We start from the raw sequence: 20,069 nt of genomic DNA, 5'->3' as shown, positions 1-20,069 counted from the left end.
GATTTTTCCTGTGCTGGATTAGACGGTCAAGGGCGAAAACTGACGCACGTCCACGCGGGCTTTTTCCGATTCGTGCCATGGGTCCGGCAAGCCATCCAGCGAGAACAGCAAGCGCTCATGGAGCTCCTTGCGATTGGCGTGGTTCTCGATCATCGCCTGCCTGACGTGTTCGAGACCAACCCGCGCCAGATAATGCACGGTGCGCTCAAGATACCAGCCTTCCTCGCGATACAGCTGCAGAAAAGCACCAGCGTATTCGAGCACTTCTTCATGGGTTTTCAGCTTCACCAGAAACTGCGCGACTTCGGTCTTGATACCGCCATTGCCACCGACATAAATTTCCCAGCCCGAATCGACGCCGATGACGCCGACATCCTTGATGCCGGACTCGGCGCAATTGCGCGGGCAGCCGGAGACGGCCAGCTTGACCTTGTGCGGCGCATACATCAATGCCAGCTGGCGCTCCAGTTGCTGGCCCATCAATGTCGAATTCTGCGTACCGAAGCGGCACCATTCGGAACCCACGCAGGTCTTCACGGTACGCAAACCCTTGGCATAGGCCAGGCCGGATGGCATGCCCAGATCGCTCCAGACTGCGCGCAGATCTTCTTTTTTCACGCCCAGCAAATCGATGCGCTGGCCGCCGGTGACCTTGACGGTAGGGATCTTGAATTTGTCGACCACATCGGCAATGCGGCGCAATTCGGCGGCATTGGTTTCGCCGCCCCACATGCGCGGAATGACCGAAAACGTGCCGTCCTTCTGGATGTTGGCGTGGGCCCGTTCGTTGATGTAGCGCGATTGCGGATCGTCCTTCGCTTCATGCGGCCAGGTCGACAGCAGGTAGTAGTTCAGTGCCGGCCGGCAGCTGGCGCAACCGTTGGGCGTGCGCCAGTTCATGAAGGCCATCGTGTCGGCAATGGTCAGCAATTTTTCGGCGCGGATGGCGTTGCGGGCTTCCTGATGCGTGTGGTCGGTACACGCACACATCGGCTTGTCCTTGCTGGCCTGCGAGTAATCGCCGCCGAGCGTAAACATCAGGATCTGTTCGACCAGGCCGGTACACGATCCGCACGAGGCCGAGGCCTTGGTGTGCTTGCGGACCTCATCGAGCGTGAACAGGCCTTTTTCATTGATGGCCTTGACGATGGTGCTTTTGCAGACGCCGTTGCAGCCGCAGACTTCGGCGGTGTCGGGCATGGCGGCGGCCTTCGTGAAGCCTTCGTGGCCGACATCGCCCGGACGGCCGGGATTGGCTTCGCCGAACATCAGCGTGTCACGGATTTCGGTGATGTCGCGGCCTTCACGCACCAGGCTGAAGTACCAGCCGCCGTCGACGGTGTCGCCATACAGGCAGGCGCCGATCAGCTTGTCGCCGCGCACCACCAGCTTTTTGTAGACGCCGCCGATCGGGTCGGAGAGGATGATTTCTTCGGTGCCCTCGCCGCCCATGAATTCACCCGCCGAAAACAGGTCGATGCCGGTGACTTTCAATTTGGTCGAGGTGACCGATCCCTGATAGCGGCCGATGCCGAAATTGGCCAGATGGTTGGCGCAGACCTTGGCCATCTCGAACAACGGCGCGACCAACCCATAGGCCGTACCGCGATGGTTGACGCATTCGCCGACCGCATACACGCGCGGATCATAGGTTTGCATCGTGTCATTGACGACGATGCCGCGATTGCAGTGCAGTCCGCTGGCTTCGGCCAGCGCGGTGTTCGGGCGAATACCGACGGCCATCACCACCAGCTGTGCCGGCACTTCGCTGCCATCCGTAAAGCGGATCGCGCTGACATGGCCATCGACACCGACCAGTTCCTTGGTGTTTTTGCCGAGCAGAAAATGCAGGCCACGGTCTTCGAGGGATTTTTGCAGCATCTTGCCGGCCACCGGATCGAGCTGGCGCTCCATCAGCCAGTCGGGCAAATGCACGACGGTGACGTTCATGCCGCGCAGCTTCAATCCATTGGCGGCTTCCAGTCCGAGCAAGCCGCCACCGATGACGACCGCATCGGTATGCGTCTGCGCCGCGGCGATCATGGCGTTGGTGTCGTGGATGTCGCGGTACGAAATCACGCCGGCCAGTTCCTTGCCGGGCACCGGCAACATGAACGGGGTCGAACCGGTAGCGATCAGCAGACGATCGTAGTCGGCGGTGGTGCCGTCGGCGGCGGTGACGATGCGCCGGGCGCGGTCGATCGAGACGATGGTTTTGCCGAGATGCAGCGTGATGTCGTTGTCGGCATACCAGTCGACATCATTAAGCATGATGTCCTTGATGGTTTGCTCGCCGGCCAGCACCGGCGAGAGCAGGATGCGGTTGTAGTTGGCGTAGGGCTCTGCACCGAATACCGTGATGTCGTAGATGTCCGGTGCAATCTTGCGCAGCTCTTCGAGCGTCCGCACGCCTGCCATCCCGTTACCGATCATGACCAACCTGGATTTTTTCATAGCGCACTCCCGAAGAATTCTTGCTTCACTCTAAGCAAAACCGGTGCCATGATTTTTTACGGACGACGCACCATCAGGATTATGAAACCGCACTGGTTTTGCGCGCACCGTCACTCTGTTTGGTGCAGCCGTGATTTCCGCACCAGAAAATTCTTGCAAACCACGCATGGGTCGAATTTTAGTTGGCACAAGCCTTGCAATAGCAGCTGCACCTTCATTCACTGCGACATCCCCATCATGCAAAAAACCTCGTTCTGGAAAGCCGGTCATACCCCGACCCTGCTGGCCGCCTTCTTTTACTTCGACCTGAGCTTCATGGTGTGGGTCATCCTCGGCCCGCTCGGCGTGCAGATTGCCAGGGACCTCGGCCTGACTGCGGCACAAAAGGGCTTGATCGTGGCCACGCCGCTGCTGGCGGGTGCGTTGCTGCGCATCGTCATGGGTGTGCTGGTCGATCATCTGAAACCCAAACGGGCCGGCGCCATCGGCCAGGTGATCGTGATCGCCGGGATGTTCTGGGCCTGGCAGGGCAAGCTCGACAGCTACCACAGCATCCTCGCGCTGGGGGTGATCCTGGGCGTGGCAGGTGCCGCCTTTGCCGTGGCCTTGCCGCTGGCATCGCGCTGGTATCCGCCCGAGCATCAGGGCACCGCACTCGGGATTGCCGGTGCCGGCAATTCGGGCACCGCCTTTGCCGCGCTGTTTGCACCGACACTGGCGCTGGCGTATGGCTGGCAAAACGTGTTTGGCCTGTGCCTGATTCCGCTCGGCGTGGCGCTGGTGGTCTACATGGTGTTTGCCAAGGATGCGCCATCGGCACCGCCGCCGAAGTCGATGCTGGAATATCTGCAGGTATTGAAAGACAAGGATGCGTGGTGGTTCATGTTCTTTTACAGCGTGACCTTTGGCGGCTTTTCGGGGCTGGCATCCTCGCTGACGATTTACTTCAACAGCCAGTACGGACTGTCGCCGGTCACCGCCGGTTACTTCACTGCTGCCTGCGTGTTTGCCGGTTCGCTGGTGCGGCCAATGGGTGGCCGATTGTCCGACCGCATCGGCGGTATCAAGACGCTGTCGATCATGTACGTGCTGGCGGCGATCTTCCTGTTCATTGCCAGCATCGGCCTGTCGTCGGCGGTGCCGGCGGTGATCGTGTTCGTGCTGGCGATGCTGGCGCTGGGCACCGGCAACGGCGCGGTATTCCAGCTGGTGCCGCAGCGCTTTCGCAAGGAGATCGGGGTCATGACCGGACTGGTCGGCATGGCCGGCGGTATCGGCGGTTTTTATCTGGCGTCGAGCCTGGGTTTCTCGAAGCAGATGACCGGCAGTTATCAGCTGGGCCTGACGATCTTTGCCTCGCTGGCCGTGGTTGCGCTGATCGGGTTGTCGTCGGTCAAGGGCCGCTGGCGCACCACCTGGGGCAGCGCCGCCATGACCAGCGCCCGGATCTGACGCGATGCCATTGACGCTCGCACTCGGCCACGCCACCCAGTCCGGACCGCGCCCGCGCAACGAGGACTTTGTTGGCATGGTCACGCCACGCGAACCTGAACTGTCGACCAAGGGTGTGCTGGCGGCGATTGCCGACGGTGTTTCGGGCAATCAGGGTGGACGGGAAGCCGCCGAGTACACGGTGCGCGGCCTGCTGTCGGACTATTACGCCACGCCGGATACCTGGCCGGTTGCGCAGGCACTGGACCGGGTCCTGAGCGCCACCAACAGCTGGGTCCAGCATCAGGGTTCGGTGCGGGCCGAACTGACCGGCATGGCGACCACGCTGACCTGCGTGGTGCTGCGCGGCGGCTTCTATCATTTTGCGCATGTCGGCGACAGCCGCCTGTATCTGTTGCGCGCCGGCGTGCTGACCCGGCTGACCACCGACCATGTCTGGGACAAACCCGAAATGCAGCATGTGCTGACCCGTGCAATCGGACTCGATTCGCGGCTGGCCATCGATCACGGCATGGGTGAACTGCAATTGCGCGACGTGCTGTTGCTGGTCACCGACGGCGTCTGGAGTGCGCTGCGCGATGTCGACCTGTGCAGCCGCCTGTCGACACTGGCGCTGGGTAATCCCGGCAACAGCAGCGCTGACGATACTGCAGCCGAGCTGGTCCAGGCCGCGCTCGATGCCGGTGGCGGCGACAATGCCAGTGCGCTGGTGCTGCGCATCGATGCGCTACCGGAACAGGATTTGCGCGATGCGCTCTCCAGCCTGCAATTGCTGCCCGTACCGCCGCGCTTCAAGCCGGGCCAGCAGATCGATGGCTACCGCATCGACAGCGTGTTGCACAACTCGCGCAGCACGCTGCTCTATCGTGTCACCGACCTGCGCAACCATCGCGCGCTGGTCCTGAAAACCCTGCAACCCGACTGCGGTACCGACCCGCAGGAACGGGCCGCCTTTGCGCATGAAGAATGGCTGGCCAAGCGTGCCGTGGCGCGCTTTTTTGCGCAGGTGATCCTGCCCGACAATCGCAGTGCCTTGTACTTCCTGACCACCTGGCATGACGGCAGCACGTTGCAGCAGCAGCTCGATGCCGCCACCCACTTCACGATTCCGGAAGTCATCGCGCATGGCACGCGACTGGTACGCGCGGCCGGTGCGCTGCATCGGCGCAGCATCCTGCACCGCGACATCAAACCGGCCAATATCCATATCGGGTCTGATGGAGAACTGCGCCTGCTCGATTTTGGCGTGGCCCAGTCGGGACTGGACGCGCCGCAGCGAGCCACCACCCAGGCCGGCACCCCGTCCTATCTGGCACCGGAGCAATTCGACGGGGCGCCAGCGTCGCGCCAGACCGACCTGTATGCAGTCGGCGTGACGCTGTATCAGCTGCTCACGCGGCGCTATCCGTATGGCGAAATCGAAGCCTTCCAGCGACCACGTTTTGGCGAACCGGTACCGCCCACGCGCACCCGCCCCGACGTACCCCACTGGCTCGAAAATGTGGTGCTGAAAGCCGTGTCCCGGATGCCGTCGGAACGCTTCGACACCGCCGAAGAATTCCTGCTGGCACTGGAGCGCGGTGCCACGCGACCGCTCAACAAGGCGCCACCAGCTCCCCTGCTGCAACGCGATGCACTGTCGATCTGGCGCAGCGTGGCGGTGGTGTCGGTAGTACTGAATCTGCTGTTGCTGTATCTGCTGGTGGTGCGCTGATCGCTGCAGCGCGCCGCCACCTTGTTCCTCGTCAGGCCGTCCTTCGTCAGCAGGCCGTTTTCATCTGTAAGTGCGCTGGCGCACGGCAGCACGATGCCAAATCGGCAATGATGGCAACCTGAGATTCCGATTGCCTCATTCAACCGACGAAGGACACTTATGGCCTACCAAAGCACCAATCCCTACGATGGAAAAGTACTGGAACAGTTCAAAGAATCCGACGCTGCCCAGCTTGAAACCCAACTCGCCACGGCCGTCGATTGCTACGCCGCATGGCGCACCACCAGCTTCACGGAGCGGCGCGAAGTACTCCAACGCGCGGCCGCCATCCTGCGCGAACGCACCGATGAATTCGCCAAACTGATCACGCTCGAAATGGGCAAACTGATCGACCAGAGCCGCGGTGAAGTCGCGCTCAGTGCTGCGATCCTCGACTACTACGCACAGAACGCCGAAGAGTTTTTGTCGGCCGAAAAACTGCACACCAAAACCGGTGAAGCCATTGTCGAAAGCAACCCGATCGGCGTGCTGTTCGGTGTCGAGCCATGGAATTATCCGTACTACCAGATCGCCCGTTTTGCCGCACCGAATCTGATGGCCGGCAATGTGGTGATGGTCAAGCATGCCTCGAACGTGCCGCAATGCGCCCGTGCCTTCGAGCGGCTGATGACTGAAGCCGGCGCACCGGCCGGTGCCTACACCAACCTGTATATCTCGAAAGATCAGGTCAGCCAGGTCATCGACGATCCGCGCATCAAGGGCGTGGCATTGACCGGTAGCGAAGCCGCCGGTGCCGTCGTCGCCGCCCGCGCCGGACAAAACCTGAAAAAAACCACCATGGAACTGGGCGGCAGCGACGCCTTCATCGTGCTCGACGATGCCGATCTGGACGAGGCCGTCAAGCAAGGCGTAATCGGACGCATGGGCAATTCGGGGCAAGCCTGTACCGCCTCGAAGCGCTTCATCGTAGTCGAGTCACTGGCCGACCGGTTTCTGGCGCAATTCACGGCCGCACTGGCAGGCTTCGAGCCCGGCGATCCGATGAACCCGGCCACCACCCTGGCACCACTGTCATCGCAAGCGGCGCTGGACAACCTGCTCGAGCAGGTGCAACGCGCGGTAGCAGCCGGCGCCAAGGCAGTGGTGGGCGGCGCGCGCAGCGACGTACCGGGCGCATTCATGCAGCCAACCATCCTGACCGACATCGACAAGAACAATCCGGCGTACAAGGAAGAATTCTTTGGTCCGGTGGCGCTGTTCTTCCGGGTGGCGGATGAGAAGGCCGCGATTGCGCTGGCCAATGATTCGCCGTTCGGGCTTGGTGGCTCGGTATTTACGAAAGACCTAGAACGCGGCAAGCGGGTGGCACGCCAGATCGAAACCGGCATGGTGTTCATCAACAAACCGAATTCGTCGTCACCGGAACTGCCGTTTGGCGGGATCAAGAATTCGGGGTACGGACGTGAATTGTCGAGTGCAGGGATACAGGAGTTTGTGAACAAGAAGCTGATTCGGGTGGAGTGATGCTCACCGGGACGGTTGCGGTTGCGCTGTGAATCAGCGTGGCGCGGCAACCGGCTCTTTTCATCGGTATTAGAAAAGCCACCCGAAATGTTCAGGGTGGCTTTTTTGTGGGTAACGCTCGGTACGATCAGATTAATTGCCCGGTAGTTACGGAACTGTCTGCCCGGTAGCGTCACACACGGTAACTGCAGCACGCAACCCCCTCTTGTTGCCGATGCCTTGGCAGACAACTTTTGGGACTACCCATGTCAAATTTCATTTTCAGATACTTTACAGGAACGCGCTACGATAACGTTCACAACGGAGAGTCGCGGCGATCGCCGGAAGTACAGGAAACACAGGAAACACAGCAACCAAGACAAGGCACGTCCGAATCGGTCAAGGCGCGGGTCAAACTTAAAGTTGCTTCGACGTTTGCGAGATTGACCGGTCGACGCGGTGTTTCAAGCGCCCGGTCCAAGCCCGAACCTGTCGGGGAAGCAAACAGGGGTGACACCCAAAGTCGTGCTGTCCACAGTCTTGACGCCGACAGGAGCATTGCTTCAACGCAAGCATCGCCCACAAATTCGGACACTTCTTCAGTGCGAGACAGCACCGCCACAATTGGCTTGAGCAGTGTGGGTTCATCATCAGCCAGTTCGGCAAACAGCTCACCGCTGGTTGGTAGCGACTCAGCGCCATACGCAGGGTTCAACCTCAATCCGATGTTCAGCTTGTTTAGCGAACCGCATACCACGGGCAATACACCGCCGCTATCACGTGACAAAAACGCTAAGTTGCGTGAAACGCATACTGGAAACAGTATCGAGGACGAGGACATATGGTCCCCCGCAGCGCTAGGCACGCACTCCGAGGGTTCATCTCCTCTTTTCTCAACGGAGTCAGACACTTCTGTTCAGAACCCAGTCCTGCTATCAACGAATTCCAGCACCGGGAGTAGCAATGGCAGTTGCGACAGAGACGACCACCATGAGATTGGCGCTGAAGGGCGTGACCGCGTCCGGTTAGATCTCGATGAGCTTCCGTTCCGGGCCAGGCAAACGCGAATGCCCCAACCTGAGTTGGAAACCATCCTCGAAAACACGGAGTCACTCCACAGTGAATCCAGCCTTGCGAGCAAAAGTGTCCTGACGACGGACGAGGCGCAAACGTCATCGCGCCACCAAGGCAGACTCCCGATGTCACAGCAGATCATCGCGGCAGGAACGCATCTCGCAGAGTGTCAATTGGCTGTCAATGAGGCACTGACACTGATTCCGATGTCGCAAATCATACGCGCCAGCAGCACGCGCGAGGCGCCACGCGTTCTGATCGAGATCAAGTCGGTAACCGACTACCAGGCCGGTCTCAACGCCTATCTGATGACGCTTCAGGTGCGCCTGGACGCCATGGAGCAGCAAATCCAACTCCCTGCAACGGAACAGACACCAGAAATACTGGCTGCCGAATTGTCAGTCATGAGAGGGCATGCAGATGAGACCGTAGCAAATGCGAGGCAGTGCCAGCAAGACGTCGTCACGAAGCTCAACAGACTGCCGATACCGAGTGACACAAGCCAACTGGCGGAGCCCAGCAACCGGGGCGAAAATCCACCGCCGCGACGGGAAACCGTTTCCGGCTCCGATTTTTTTCCCGGTATGTCCGCGCACGCACCAATCAGTGTGCTGAATACAGAAAGTCCGGAGGCTGCACTCGCACCACCTGGCGGCATTGTCGTGGCACGTGGCCAGACTGAAATTACGCCGCTGCCATCGCTCAGCGGCGAATCACCCATATTGGGAGTCGTTCACCAAACGGGCGTCGTTTTCCCAAGAGACGACCAGACTGAACACGGGTCTTCATCGCGGGATTCTGATTTTTCATCATTGTCGACAGTCTCATCCATCCCGCTTTCCGGGAGCCAGCCGTCTTCATCGGCCAGTGATGCGATTGCCCCTAACCGACTATCCAGGCTTCTGCGTGACATGGAAGCAGGGCTTGCTCGCTCCGAATCAGAGATTGCGGCCTACATCAACGCGGGTGGTCTGAACAAATCTACCGCGGTCAAGATGCGCGACTTGCAATTGGAAATGGAGGATATGAGGACGGCACTTCCGGCGATGACAAAGGCGGAGCTGTTAGAAGCCTCGAAAGAGGCGATGGCGATGGCCGATGAGGTCACATCGCTGGTCAGCAAAACGAAATCTTCCCTAATCACCGAAAGCACAAAAAAACGGGACCAATTCAACGAAATGCGGCTTCACAATCTCGCCGTAGGTACTGTCATTCATGCTTTGAAGAACTTCGATAGAGAGTCTTTGCACACCACGACAACGCCCATCAATCCGGCCAAAGCACTGCAGTACCTGAAGGAGCTGGCTGAAATGCTGCCACCGCCCAGCCTGACAGAACAGCAATACACGGCATCACCGAGCCGTCAGAAAAACCAGAAATTAATGGGCGAGCAGCTCGTTCGCAATTCCGCTTTGGCAGGGCTGGATAAACGACTGCGCAATGCTGCTCGACAAGTATTTGAAAGTAACTTGAGCCAACTAGAGGATCAGTACGGCAATCTCAAACCAGTCGTGATGAATCCGACGGAAGCTCTGGCTTTCAGGAACGCCCTGTCCGGCCTGTTGCAGTTCGCCAGCACGCGGGAGCAACCAGAATTGGCCGCGGTTGCGACGCTAGTGGAACCGACCTTGACAGAGGCGACATCCTCCCGGCGCAGCAAGACTGACGGAAGGTCACGACGTTCGGAGTCGTTGCGTGAGGTCATCGCCTTAAGGCGACAGCTGCAGTCGGATGCGCTACTTCCCCCGCGTGCGTGATAACCATGTACCGATGTCCGAACCATGCAGAGCAGCGCCGTTCGCTCCACGAAGTCCGCACCCCTCGCCAGCCAAGAATGTGCCCCGCCAGAACGCGTCCTCAAGCCGCCTCTTTCGCCACCGGCCGCGCTTGCCGGTGATACAGAAACTCTAGCACCGAGGTCCGGTATTCCATGTACAGCGGGTCAGCCGCCAGCGCCACCCGTTCGCGCGGACGCGGCAGGCGCACTGACAGAATCTCGCCGATGGTGGCCGACGGGCCGTTGGTCATCATGACGATACGGTCCGACAGCAAGACCGCTTCATCCACATCATGCGTGACCATCACCACGGTCGATTGGGTATTGGCGACGATCTTCAGCAATTCATCCTGCAGATGGGCGCGGGTCAGGGCATCGAGTGCACCGAATGGCTCGTCCATCAACAGCACTTTCGGCTCCATCGACAAGGCGCGGGCAATGCCAACGCGCTGCTTCATGCCGCCCGAGATTTCATGCGGGCGCTTGTGTTCGGCGTGCGTCAATCCCACCATCGCGAGCGCGGTGCGGGTGCGTTCCTGCAACCGGGCTTTCGGCTCGACTGCGCCGAACACGCGCTCGACCGCGAGGTAGACGTTTTCATGGCAAGTCAGCCAGGGCAACAGCGAATGGTTCTGGAACACCACGCCACGCTCTGGCGACGGCCCCGAGATTTCGCGGTTAGCACACAGCAGCATGCCGCCGGTTGCGGTGGTGAGTCCGGCAATCATGTTCAACAAGGTCGATTTGCCGCAACCGGAGTGGCCGATCAGCGTGATGAATTCGCCCTTGCGCACATTCAGGTTGACGTTGACGAGCGCCTGGAACGTGCCCTTCTTGACCGGAAACGACATTTCGGCATTCTGGATTTCAATGAATTTGTCGCTCATGATCAGGTCCCCGCGTCGTCGTAAGTAAATGCCCGTGCCAGCGCCACCAGTGCCTGTTCGAGGATCAACCCGACCAGCCCGATGACGACGATGGCGATGATGATGTGTGGCACGTTCAGGTTGTTCCATTCATCCCAGACCCAGAAACCGATACCGACGCCGCCGGTCAGCATTTCTGCGGCAACGATCACCAGCCAGGCCGTGCCGATGGCCAGACGCACACCCGTCAGCATGTACGGCAGCACCGACGGGAACAGAATCTTGGTGAGGATTTTCCATTCCGACAGATTCAGGACGCGCGCCACGTTCATGTAATCCTGCGGCACCCGCTGCACGCCGACGGCGGTGTTGATGACCATCGGCCAGATCGAGCAAATGAAGATGGACCAGATTGCGGCCGGGTCGGCCGCCTTGAACACCAGCAGGCCAATCGGCAGCCAGGCCAGCGGCGAGACCGGTTTCAGGAGGCTGATGATCGGACCAAACATGCCGGCCATGAACTTGAAGCGGCCAATGGCAAACCCGAGCGGTATGCCCACCAGTGCAGCCAGACCGAAACCGACCGCCACACGCTGCAGCGAGGCAAGAATGTTCCAGCCGATACCCTGGTCGTTCGGCCCCTTGCGATAGAACGGATCTGAAAACAGCCGGATCGCTTCCTGCAGCGTCGTCAGCGGCGACGGAAACCCGCTGGTACGAGTCGAGATGATTTGCCACAGCAGGATCAGCAGCGCCATTCCCACGAGCGGTGGCAATAACGCCATCACGTAGGGCCGCAATGGGGATTTGCGCAACGGGCTGCGCACCACGTCGGCACCAACGGCACGTCGGCGTTTGCTTTCGGCCGAGACGTCTGGAGCATGGTCGGTGGACGTGGTGGCGGGATGCGGCGACGGTAGCGCCGCGTGACTCCGGGTGTCGATGACGGCACTCATGGTGATTGTCCTCAGGCGTTGATCTTGAATGAAGCTGCGTAGGCTTGCGGGTTTTTGCCATCCCAGACCGTGCCATCCATGAGCTTGCTGCTGCGCATGGGATCTTTCGGCACGCTGACCTTGGCCATGGCAGCGGCGTCTTTATAGACATCGATGTGGTTGATGGCTTTGGCGACAGCGAGGTAGTCCGGTTCGGTTTTCGACAGGCCCCAGCGCTTATGCTGGGTCAGGAACCACATGCCGTCCGACAGGTACGGAAAATTGACCGCACCATCACCGAAGAACTTCATGAAATTCGGATCATCCCAGGACTTGCCCAGGCCATTCTGGTAGCGGCCGAGAATGCGCTGGTTGATCACGTCGACCGAGGTATTGACATACGACTTGTCGGCGATGGTTTCGGCCATCTTGTTCTTGTTCGACAGCGATGCATCGATCCAGCGGCTGGCTTCCAGCACGGCGGCAGTCAGCGCACGGGCAGTGTTGGGATATTTCCTGACCCATTCGGCGGTGGTGCCGAGTACCTTTTCGGGATGGTCTTTCCAGATGTCCTGGGTGGTCGCTACGGTGATGCCGATGCCGTCGACGATGGCGCGATGGCCCCAGGGCTCGCCGACGCAAAAGCCATCCATGTTTCCGACGCGCATGTTGGCGACCATTTGCGGTGGCGGCACGGTGATGACCTTGGCGTCTTTCATCGGGTTGATGCCGTTGGCGGCCATCCAGTAGTACAGCCACATCGCGTGCGTGCCGGTCGGGAAGGTTTGCGCAAAGGTGTATTCGCGCTTGTCGGTCGCCATCAGTTTGGCCAGCGATGGACCGTCCACGGCGCCCTTGTCTGCCAGTTTTTTTGACAGCGTGATGGCCTGGCCGTTCTGGTTGATGGTCATCAGGACAGCCATGTCTTTCTTGGCGCCACTGACACCCTGATGCACGCCGTAGATCAGGCCATACAGGACATGCGCGGCATCGAGTTCGCCGTTGACCAGCTTGTCGCGCACGCCGGCCCACGAGGATTCCTTGGTGGGCACGATCTTGATGCCGTATTTTTTGTCGAAGCCGAGGACCGATGCCATGACCACCGAGGCGCAATCAGTCAGCGGAATGAAGCCGACCCGGACTTCCTCTTTTTCGGGCTTGTCGGAACCGGCGGCCCAGACGCCCCGGGTGGCGAGTCCGCCGAAAGCGCCAATGCCGGCAGCAGCGCTGGCCTTGAGTACGGTGCGGCGTGTCAGGCTTGGAGTCGGGGCTTGTTTACTGGTCATGGAATCCTCGGGGAATAACAAAGAAAGACATCGCCATTGCTGGCCTCACTGACGTATTGCAATTGGTATGCCAGCCAAAATGGACATTTTTCGATCGGATCTGCGCTGAAACAGCCCACGGACGCATCACGATTGTGCGGCGCACCAACCGGGGGCTCGCACGATTGCCACGGGTCTATCCCTTACAATGTCGTTTCTTAAAAACCTCCCCCCAATTTTCATCATGATCGTTCTTGGCGTTGAATCCTCCTGCGACGAAACCGGGCTGGCGTTGTACGACACGTCCGCCGGCCTGTTGTCGCACGCCCTGTATTCCCAGGTCGCCATGCATGAACAGTACGGCGGCGTGGTACCCGAACTGGCGTCGCGCGACCATATCCGGCGCGCCATTCCGCTGCTGCAGCAAGTGCTGGACGACGCCGCCCTCACGCGCGACCGGATCGATGCGATCGCCTATACACAGGGTCCGGGCCTGGCCGGTGCGCTGCTGGTGGGTGCCTCGGTGGCCTGCGGTCTCGGGCTGGCGCTGGGCAAGCCCGTTCTCGGCATCCACCATCTCGAAGGGCATCTGCTGTCACCGCTACTGGCCAGCGACCCGCCGGCGTTTCCGTTCATTGCGCTACTGGTCTCGGGCGGCCATACCCAGCTGATGCGGGTCGATGGCGTCGGGCGCTATACCTTGCTCGGCGAAACTCTCGACGACGCCGCCGGCGAAGCCTTCGACAAGTCGGCCAAATTGCTCGGACTCGGCTATCCAGGGGGGCCGGCAATTTCACGCATGGCCGAGTTCGGTGATCCATTGGCCTACAAGCTGCCGCGGCCGATGCTGCATTCGAAGGATTTCAATTTCAGTTTTTCAGGACTCAAGACTGCGGTGCTCACCGTCGTCAAGAATCACCCCGGCAATGTTTGCGAGCAGGACAAGGCCAACATCGCACGCGGTTTTGTCGATGCGATGGTGGACGTACTGGTCGCGAAGTCGCTCAGTGCGCTCAAGCACACCGGCCTGAAGCGTCTGGTGGTGGCCGGCGGGGTTGGCGCCAACCGGCAACTGCGGGATGCGCTCAATGCCGCTGCCGTCAAAAAACACTTCCGGGTCTATTACCCCGAACTGGAATTCTGTACCGACAACGGCGCGATGATCGCGTTTGCCGGTGGCTTGCGTCTGAAGCAGGACCCGCGTCTGGCCACGCACGATTATGCGTTCAATGTCCGGCCACGCTGGCCGCTGAGCGAACTGACCGCACCCAATGAAAGCGCCGCATGACTGCACCCACTCTGATCCAGCTGATCGGTACCGCGCTGTTCGGCATTGCGGTATTGCACACTTTTTCGACCAAATGGTTCCAGCATCTCGCGCATACGCAACCGCGTTTTGCCGGAGTCTGGCATTTACTCGGCGAGGTCGAGGTGGTGTTCGGCCTGTGGGCGATGGTGCTGGTGTTGTGCATCGCCGGACTGGCCGGACCGACCGATGCCATCACCTACATCGAAGAACAGAACTTTACCGAGCCGCTGTTCGTCTTCGTCATCCTGGTTATTGCCGGCACCCGGCCTATCCTGGTGCTGACACAAGGCCTGGTCGAATCCCTGACGCGCTGGCTGCCGTTGCCGGCGTCGTTTGCCTGTTATGTGCTGACCCTGGCACTGATTCCACTGCTCGGCTCGTTCATTACCGAACCGGCCGCCATGACGCTGGCCGCACTGATGCTGCGCGAGCGTTACTACATCCGGGGCATGTCCGCCAGGTTCATGTACGGGACGCTGGCAGTGCTGCTGGTGAATGTCTCGATAGGCGGCGTCCTCACGCCCTACGCCGCACCGCCGGTCCTGATGGTGGCCGATGCCTGGGGCTGGGATCTGGCCTTCATGAGCAGCATGTTCGGCTGGAAAGCCGCCATCGCGGTGGTGTTCAATGCCATCGGCGTGGCACTGCTGTTTCGCAAGGAACTCGCCGCGCTGCCAGTACCGGTGGTCGCACCGGTCAGCGCACCGATGCCGGTCGCCATGATTCTGGTGCACGTGCTGTTTCTGGCCGGGGTCGTGTTGACCAGTCACCATCCGGTGGCTTTTCTGGGGCTGTTCCTGTTTTTTCTGGGCTTCACGGAAGCCTTTGAAAAGCACCAGGACACGCTGATGCTGCGTGAAGGATTGCTGGTCGGATTTTTCCTGGCAGGCCTGGTGGTGCTGGGCAAACAACAAACCTGGTGGCTGCAACCGATCCTGGCCGGGCTGGATGCCACCGTTCTGTTTTTTGGTGCGGTGGGGCTGACAGCCATTACCGACAATGCAGCGCTGACGTATCTGGGCTCGCTGGTCGATGGCATGAGCGATACGGCCAAATACGCGCTGGTTGCCGGTGCGATCACCGGCGGTGGACTGACCGTGATCGCCAACGCGCCGAATCCGGCCGCGTTTTCGATTTTGCAGGATAGCTTTGACGAGCAGTCGATCAATCCGCTGCAGCTGTTTTTGTCGGCGCTGGTGCCGACGATGGTGGCGGGGCTGTGTTTTATGGTGTTGTGAGCTTGGGGTGGGCCGATGCTGGGGGTATGCGGCAGCTGGTTCGTGGACCAGCGTTCCTGCAGGTCAGGCTTCACAGCCAAACCCGGCGCAAGCTGGCGCGCACCTCATGCTGCTGGCAGTGAACGCAGGCATCCTTGCTGACCTCTGGCCCTCACTTCTTCGCGCCCAGCCGCCCTTCCTTCCCGCTCAGCAAATTCGCAATATTCGCCCGATGCCGATACACCAGCAACGCGCTCATCACCAGCACCGCCAGCAGCATCGCATCCACCCCGAACAACAAGCCGTAATAGAACGGCGCAAAGATGCTCGCCACCAGCGCTGCCAGTGACGAATAGCGGAACGCAAATACCACCGCCAGCCAGGTCACCAGCGTGCCCAGGCCCAGCCACGGATTAATCCCCAACAGGATGCCCAGCGCCGTGGCGACGCCCTTGCCACCAACGAAGCTGAAAAATACCGGCCACAAATGTCCCAGAAAAACCGCGACCGCGACCAGTGCGATGGCGCCCTCTTCCAGTCCGTATTGCGGCCCGAACCGGTACGCCAGCCAGACCGCCAGCCAGCCCTTGAAACCATCGCCAAGCAAGGTCAGCACCGCGGCGGCCTTGTTACCGCTGCGCAGGACATTGGTCGCGCCGGGATTTTTTGATCCGTAGGTGCGCGGGTCGGACAGGCCGAACAGTTTGCTGACGACGACAGCGAAAGAAATCGAGCCGACCAGATAGGCCGCGATGATGGATAGCACAGTGAGCAGGAAGGGTGACATGAGGTATTCCGAAATGAATTAGGTAAAACGGGCGCGGCCAGGACATTGCGTCACATGGCTACGCAGAATGCCGATGACGCGCATCAGCCGTGCTCTTCCAGCGCGCACGTCACGGCAATTGCACCGACCACGTCGGTCAGCACCGCTGGCGCAATGCCGATCAGGTAACCGCGACGACCGCCGTTGATGTAGATTTTTTCGAGAGCCAGAATACCCTGCTCGACATAGACCGGCATCGATTTACGGGTGGCGAAGGGCGAGGTGCCACCCACCTGATAGCCGGAATGGCGCTGTGCCACGTCGGGTTTGCAGGGCTCGACCGACTTGCAGACGATCTGGCGCGCCAGGTTTTTAGTCGAGACCTTGCAGTCGCCATGCATCAGCACGATCAGCGGTCTGGCGGCATCGTCCTGCATCACCAGTGTCTTGACGACAGCATGTTCGTCGACGCCGAGTTCGCGCGCCGAGACACTGGTGCCGCCATGTTCTTCATAGGTGTACGGATGTTCGGTAAACGCCACGCCGCGCTTGCGCAACAGCGCCGTGGCGGGGGTTTCCGAGATGTGATCTTTCTTTGCCATGCGTGCTACGCTCACTTCAACACAGGGAGCCCGATTATGCCGCATGAACTCCGCTTCGCGACCTTCAATGTATTCAATCTCGCGTTGCCGGGAAGCCGCTTTTACGCAGGTCAGGAGCCGTGGTCGATTGCGCAATACGACGCGAAGATCAGCTGGCTGGCGCAACAAATCGACCGGCTCGATGCGGACGTGATCGGCTTCCAGGAAATCTTTTCGCAGGATGCCCTGAAAGACGTCCTGGCGCGCACCCGCCATTATCGCCATGCGCACCATATCGGTAGCGATCCGCAACCGCGCGACGGCCATCTGTCACCGAGCGTCGCGCTGGTATCGCGCCTGCCGCTGCTGGTACCACCCATCCTGCACGATCGGTTGCCACGCAATTTATCGGTCGTGCTGCCCGATACCCCGTTGCCAATGACCCGCTTCACGCGGCCCGTCCTGCAGGTCGAACTGGCCTTGCCGGGCCATGGCAGCCTGCATGCATTCGTGGTGCACATGAAATCGAAACGCCCGGACTGGAATCCCGATGAAGCCGACGACGATCCATATCATCTGGGCATGGCGTCGTTGCGTTCGCTGATCCGGCGCGGCACCGATGCGCTCGGGCTGCGGTATCTGATGACGGACCTGCAGTTGCGCCAGCGCGTGCCGCTGGTGGTGCTGGGTGACTTCAATGATGATGCCGCCGCAGTCACGACCCAGCTGGTGATGGGCAGCGGGCGACGCGACAGGAGTGCGTTGTATGAACGGCTGTTCGACAGTTACCGGATCCAGTCAGGCCGCGATCCGTCGCGTGACGTCGGTTTCAGTTACCTGCATGAGGGTGTTTACCAGACGCTGGACCATGTCCTTGTCTCGGAAGAATTCCATCCGCGTTCGCCGTATGCGATCGGCGAAGTGCTGGAAGTGATCTACCTCAATGACCATGTCGGACTCCGCCTGGCGGCGGCATCGGATCATGGTCAGGTGGTTGTGCGGGTGCGGTTGTTTGATCAGGACGGGGTGTCCTGACGGGGCTTACTTTGGCTCGGCGACCGGTTCGGCGTCACCGTCTTTGTTTTCTGCATCGTCATCATCGGGCGCTTCGGTTTCTGCGCCGGCTACGTCTTCAGCACCTTCGACACCCTCGCCCGGCTCATCTTTCTTGTCGGCCTTGCGCTTGAGCTTTTCCTCTTTCTTGCGCTTTTTTTCCAGGTCTTTTTGTCGACGCTCGTATTGAAAATTAGTCTTTGCCAATGTGTCACCCTCTTAAGCAATACCGATAGTAGGAATTTGCCACCAGTCGCGCTGTTCTGTCGCTAGCGGCACCGTGGACGCAGGATACAGGATTAAGCCGGGCCGAGAAACCATCGCCGTGAAATCGTTTATATCGATTCCTGTGCACGTCCAGCGAATCAGGTCGGCTTCAGCCACGCGGATGATGCGCGGCATGCAATACCTTCAGCCTCTCGCGCGCGACATGGGTATAAATTTGCGTGGTCGAGATATCGGCATGCCCCAACAGCAACTGCACCACGCGCAGGTCGGCGCCGTGATTGAGCAGATGGGTGGCGAAGGCATGGCGCAGTGTGTGCGGCGACAGCGGGGCATGGATCTCGGCCAGCGTGGCGTATTTCCTGACCAGTATCCAGAACATCTGGCGTGTCATCGGGCCGCCGCGCGCCGTCACGAACAGGGCGTCACACATCTGACCATCGAGGATCGCCGCACGTGCGTCCTTCAGATAACGCTCGATCCAGCTGCGCGCTTCTTCACCAAACGGAACCAGGCGGGTTTTACTGCCCTTGCCGGTCACGCGCAGCACGCCGTCGTTCAGGCTGACTTCGATCGATTTCAGCAGTACCAGTTCGGTCACCCGCAAGCCACTGGCATACATCACTTCGAGCATGGTGCGGTCGCGCAGGCCGAGCGGCGTGGTGACGTCCGGTGCCTGCAGCAGCGCCACCACATGGGCCTCCGACAAGGTCTTCGGAAAGCGTGGCGGCTGCCTGGCCGACAACAGCCGCAGGCACGGGTCGTCGCTGATCTGCTGGTTGCGCAGCGCAAGCTGATAAAAGCGCTTGAGCACCGCCAGCCGGCGATTCGCCGAGGTCGCCTTGGACGCATCATGGCGCGCAGCGAAGTAGCTGTTGATGTCGGCACCGGTCACCGCCAGCAGCGCTGTCGGCGTGGCCTGTGCCAGCCAGAGTGCGAACGCGGTCATGTCGCGCCGGTAGGCATCCAGCGAATTCTTTGCCAGGCCATCTTCCAGCCAGAGCGTGTCGCAAAAGGCATCGATCAGGTTGCGGCTGTCGGCGCTGAGCACTGCCGGACCGGGCGGCTTCGCAGCTGGCTGTTCAGACATCGGTCACGCCCTCGTGGGCCAGCAACCAGCGCTTGACACCAAGGTGAAATCCGGTGGCATCGTCTTGATGCGAAAACCCGCCCAGCCCGCCGGCAGCGGTCACGCGATGACAGGGAATCGCCAATGGAAACCAGTTGGCACCGCAGGCCTGGCCGACTGCGCGCGGCGCCGACTGAATGATTCGCGCGACTTCGCCATACGTCAATATGTCGCCGCGCGGAATGGCGGAAATCACGGCCCACACCTTGCGCTGGAATACCGTGCCGACGCTGGCCAGCGGCAAGTCGAAGCGAAAATCAGGATCGGCCAGAAAGCGTTCGATCTGGTACGCGGCTGTTTCGGCCACTGTGCTGCCGGGCGCCTGCGCCGGGAACGAAGGCGGCAGATAGACCAGCTCCTGCACCACATCGGCATCACTGCGTATGCCAACCGCACCAAAAGGAGAAACAACCACAGCCGAGAAGAAGGAATTGACCGGGAAATTTCCGGGAAAATTGCGGGAAGTGAGAGAGGCGGAAGAAGTCATAACCCGGAGCATAAAATAAAAAAGGCGCATCGTGCGATGCGCCTTAAACCATGCTGGTGTTTCCGTGCTGTTAAGACAGCTTTATTGAAACACGCGTCTCCTCGTCACTTCGGTATCGATACCGTTTTTTTGCGTCATCCACCCCATATATTGCATGCGCACTTTCTGCTGCAAGGGCAATAAAGTGGTGCAATTTCAAAACCATTTGCGCACCATTTAATTGCCATTTTCAAATCTTGCCCGCAGTCTCGAACAATTTCCA

Annotated in this window: 19 protein-coding genes; 7 read left to right on the top strand and 12 right to left on the bottom strand. The window is 60.1% G+C overall.

Going from position 1 to position 20,069, the window contains the following annotated elements; genetic code table 11:
• Nucleotides 1-18: 18 nt before the first annotated feature.
• Complete coding sequence (gene nirB / locus ABD720_RS01560) at nucleotides 19-2,454, bottom strand: nitrite reductase large subunit NirB (RefSeq protein ID WP_344761458.1); 2,436 nt, start codon at nucleotides 2,452-2,454, stop codon at nucleotides 19-21.
• Nucleotides 2,455-2,484: 30 nt separating this feature from the next.
• A complete protein-coding gene (locus ABD720_RS01555) occupies nucleotides 2,485-2,676 on the bottom strand; it encodes a hypothetical protein (protein WP_344761457.1) in 192 nt (63 codons plus the stop codon).
• Nucleotides 2,677-2,691: 15 nt separating this feature from the next.
• Between ABD720_RS01555 and ABD720_RS01550 the strand changes: the two genes are divergently transcribed.
• The 3 genes from ABD720_RS01550 to ABD720_RS01540 all read left to right on the top strand — a co-directional run bounded on the left by ABD720_RS01550 (nucleotide 2,692) and on the right by ABD720_RS01540 (nucleotide 7,144).
• On the top strand, nucleotides 2,692-3,906 hold the full coding sequence (locus ABD720_RS01550; protein ID WP_344761456.1) for a nitrate/nitrite transporter: 1,215 nt from the start codon (nucleotides 2,692-2,694) through the stop codon (nucleotides 3,904-3,906).
• 4 nt (nucleotides 3,907-3,910) lie between these two features.
• Nucleotides 3,911-5,620, top strand: coding sequence for a bifunctional protein-serine/threonine kinase/phosphatase (locus ABD720_RS01545; protein ID WP_344761455.1), 1,710 nt, complete (start codon nucleotides 3,911-3,913; stop codon nucleotides 5,618-5,620).
• A gap of 159 nt (nucleotides 5,621-5,779) precedes the next feature.
• Nucleotides 5,780-7,144: an NAD-dependent succinate-semialdehyde dehydrogenase gene (locus tag ABD720_RS01540; protein WP_344761454.1), complete on the top strand. Its 1,365-nt coding sequence runs from the start codon at nucleotides 5,780-5,782 to the stop codon at nucleotides 7,142-7,144.
• 295 nt (nucleotides 7,145-7,439) lie between these two features.
• Here ABD720_RS01540 and ABD720_RS01535 read toward each other — a convergent pair whose 3' ends face one another.
• Nucleotides 7,440-7,964 carry a hypothetical protein gene (locus ABD720_RS01535; RefSeq protein ID WP_344761453.1) on the bottom strand — a complete coding sequence of 175 codons (525 nt, stop codon included), beginning with the start codon at nucleotides 7,962-7,964 and terminating at the stop codon, nucleotides 7,440-7,442.
• A gap of 226 nt (nucleotides 7,965-8,190) precedes the next feature.
• On the opposite strand from ABD720_RS01535, the gene ABD720_RS01530 reads away from it, so the two are divergent.
• Nucleotides 8,191-9,954 (top strand): hypothetical protein, encoded by a 1,764-nt coding sequence (locus ABD720_RS01530; RefSeq protein ID WP_344761452.1) that lies wholly within the window; start codon nucleotides 8,191-8,193, stop codon nucleotides 9,952-9,954.
• A gap of 100 nt (nucleotides 9,955-10,054) precedes the next feature.
• On the opposite strand, the gene ABD720_RS01525 is transcribed toward ABD720_RS01530, so the two are convergent.
• From ABD720_RS01525 to ABD720_RS01515, 3 genes are read right to left on the bottom strand one after another with little or no spacing between them, the layout of a single operon-like run.
• The gene (locus tag ABD720_RS01525) at nucleotides 10,055-10,861 is read right to left on the bottom strand and encodes an ABC transporter ATP-binding protein (protein ID WP_344761451.1); all 807 of its coding nucleotides are present in this window, start codon (nucleotides 10,859-10,861) and stop codon (nucleotides 10,055-10,057) included.
• Nucleotides 10,862-10,863: 2 nt separating this feature from the next.
• Complete coding sequence (ntrB, locus tag ABD720_RS01520) at nucleotides 10,864-11,796, bottom strand: nitrate ABC transporter permease (protein WP_344761450.1); 933 nt, start codon at nucleotides 11,794-11,796, stop codon at nucleotides 10,864-10,866.
• 11 nt (nucleotides 11,797-11,807) lie between these two features.
• Nucleotides 11,808-13,061, bottom strand: a complete 1,254-nt coding sequence (locus tag ABD720_RS01515; protein WP_344761449.1) for a CmpA/NrtA family ABC transporter substrate-binding protein — start codon at nucleotides 13,059-13,061, stop codon at nucleotides 11,808-11,810.
• A gap of 223 nt (nucleotides 13,062-13,284) precedes the next feature.
• Here ABD720_RS01515 and tsaD point away from each other — a divergent pair, with 223 nt between their 5' ends.
• Complete coding sequence (tsaD, locus tag ABD720_RS01510) at nucleotides 13,285-14,328, top strand: tRNA (adenosine(37)-N6)-threonylcarbamoyltransferase complex transferase subunit TsaD (protein ID WP_344761448.1); 1,044 nt, start codon at nucleotides 13,285-13,287, stop codon at nucleotides 14,326-14,328.
• Complete coding sequence (locus ABD720_RS01505) at nucleotides 14,325-15,587, top strand: putative Na+/H+ antiporter (protein ID WP_344761447.1); 1,263 nt, start codon at nucleotides 14,325-14,327, stop codon at nucleotides 15,585-15,587. The genes tsaD and ABD720_RS01505 overlap by 4 nt, the downstream gene beginning before the upstream one ends.
• Before the next feature lie 151 nt (nucleotides 15,588-15,738).
• On the opposite strand, the gene plsY is transcribed toward ABD720_RS01505, so the two are convergent.
• Together plsY and ABD720_RS01495 are read right to left on the bottom strand one after the other, a co-directional pair.
• Entirely contained in the window at nucleotides 15,739-16,353 is a 615-nt protein-coding gene (gene plsY / locus ABD720_RS01500) for a glycerol-3-phosphate 1-O-acyltransferase PlsY (protein ID WP_344761446.1), read from the bottom strand.
• A gap of 83 nt (nucleotides 16,354-16,436) precedes the next feature.
• Entirely contained in the window at nucleotides 16,437-16,934 is a 498-nt protein-coding gene (locus ABD720_RS01495; RefSeq protein ID WP_344761445.1) for an aminoacyl-tRNA deacylase, read from the bottom strand.
• 36 nt (nucleotides 16,935-16,970) lie between these two features.
• On the opposite strand from ABD720_RS01495, the gene ABD720_RS01490 reads away from it, so the two are divergent.
• Nucleotides 16,971-17,948 carry an endonuclease/exonuclease/phosphatase family protein gene (locus ABD720_RS01490; protein WP_344761444.1) on the top strand — a complete coding sequence of 326 codons (978 nt, stop codon included), beginning with the start codon at nucleotides 16,971-16,973 and terminating at the stop codon, nucleotides 17,946-17,948.
• A 6-nt stretch (nucleotides 17,949-17,954) separates the two neighbouring features.
• Here ABD720_RS01490 and ABD720_RS01485 read toward each other — a convergent pair whose 3' ends face one another.
• The 4 genes from ABD720_RS01485 to ABD720_RS01470 are packed head-to-tail and all read right to left on the bottom strand — an operon-like array spanning nucleotide 17,955 to nucleotide 19,807.
• Nucleotides 17,955-18,173 carry a hypothetical protein gene (locus ABD720_RS01485; protein ID WP_344761443.1) on the bottom strand — a complete coding sequence of 73 codons (219 nt, stop codon included), beginning with the start codon at nucleotides 18,171-18,173 and terminating at the stop codon, nucleotides 17,955-17,957.
• A gap of 12 nt (nucleotides 18,174-18,185) precedes the next feature.
• Entirely contained in the window at nucleotides 18,186-18,368 is a 183-nt protein-coding gene (locus tag ABD720_RS01480; protein WP_344761442.1) for a hypothetical protein, read from the bottom strand.
• A complete protein-coding gene (gene xerD / locus ABD720_RS01475) occupies nucleotides 18,343-19,281 on the bottom strand; it encodes a site-specific tyrosine recombinase XerD (RefSeq protein WP_344761441.1) in 939 nt (312 codons plus the stop codon). The genes ABD720_RS01480 and xerD overlap by 26 nt, the downstream gene beginning before the upstream one ends.
• The gene (locus ABD720_RS01470; protein ID WP_344761440.1) at nucleotides 19,274-19,807 is read right to left on the bottom strand and encodes a methylated-DNA--[protein]-cysteine S-methyltransferase; all 534 of its coding nucleotides are present in this window, start codon (nucleotides 19,805-19,807) and stop codon (nucleotides 19,274-19,276) included. The genes xerD and ABD720_RS01470 overlap by 8 nt, the downstream gene beginning before the upstream one ends.
• Nucleotides 19,808-20,069 lie beyond the last annotated feature (262 nt).

It is taken from the genome of Actimicrobium antarcticum (genome assembly GCF_039536745.1).
Classification (GTDB): Bacteria; Pseudomonadota; Gammaproteobacteria; order Burkholderiales; family Burkholderiaceae_D; genus Actimicrobium; species Actimicrobium antarcticum.
The sequence above is the reverse complement of the archived record's forward strand: the minus strand, read 5'-3'. Positions and strand labels throughout refer to the sequence as shown.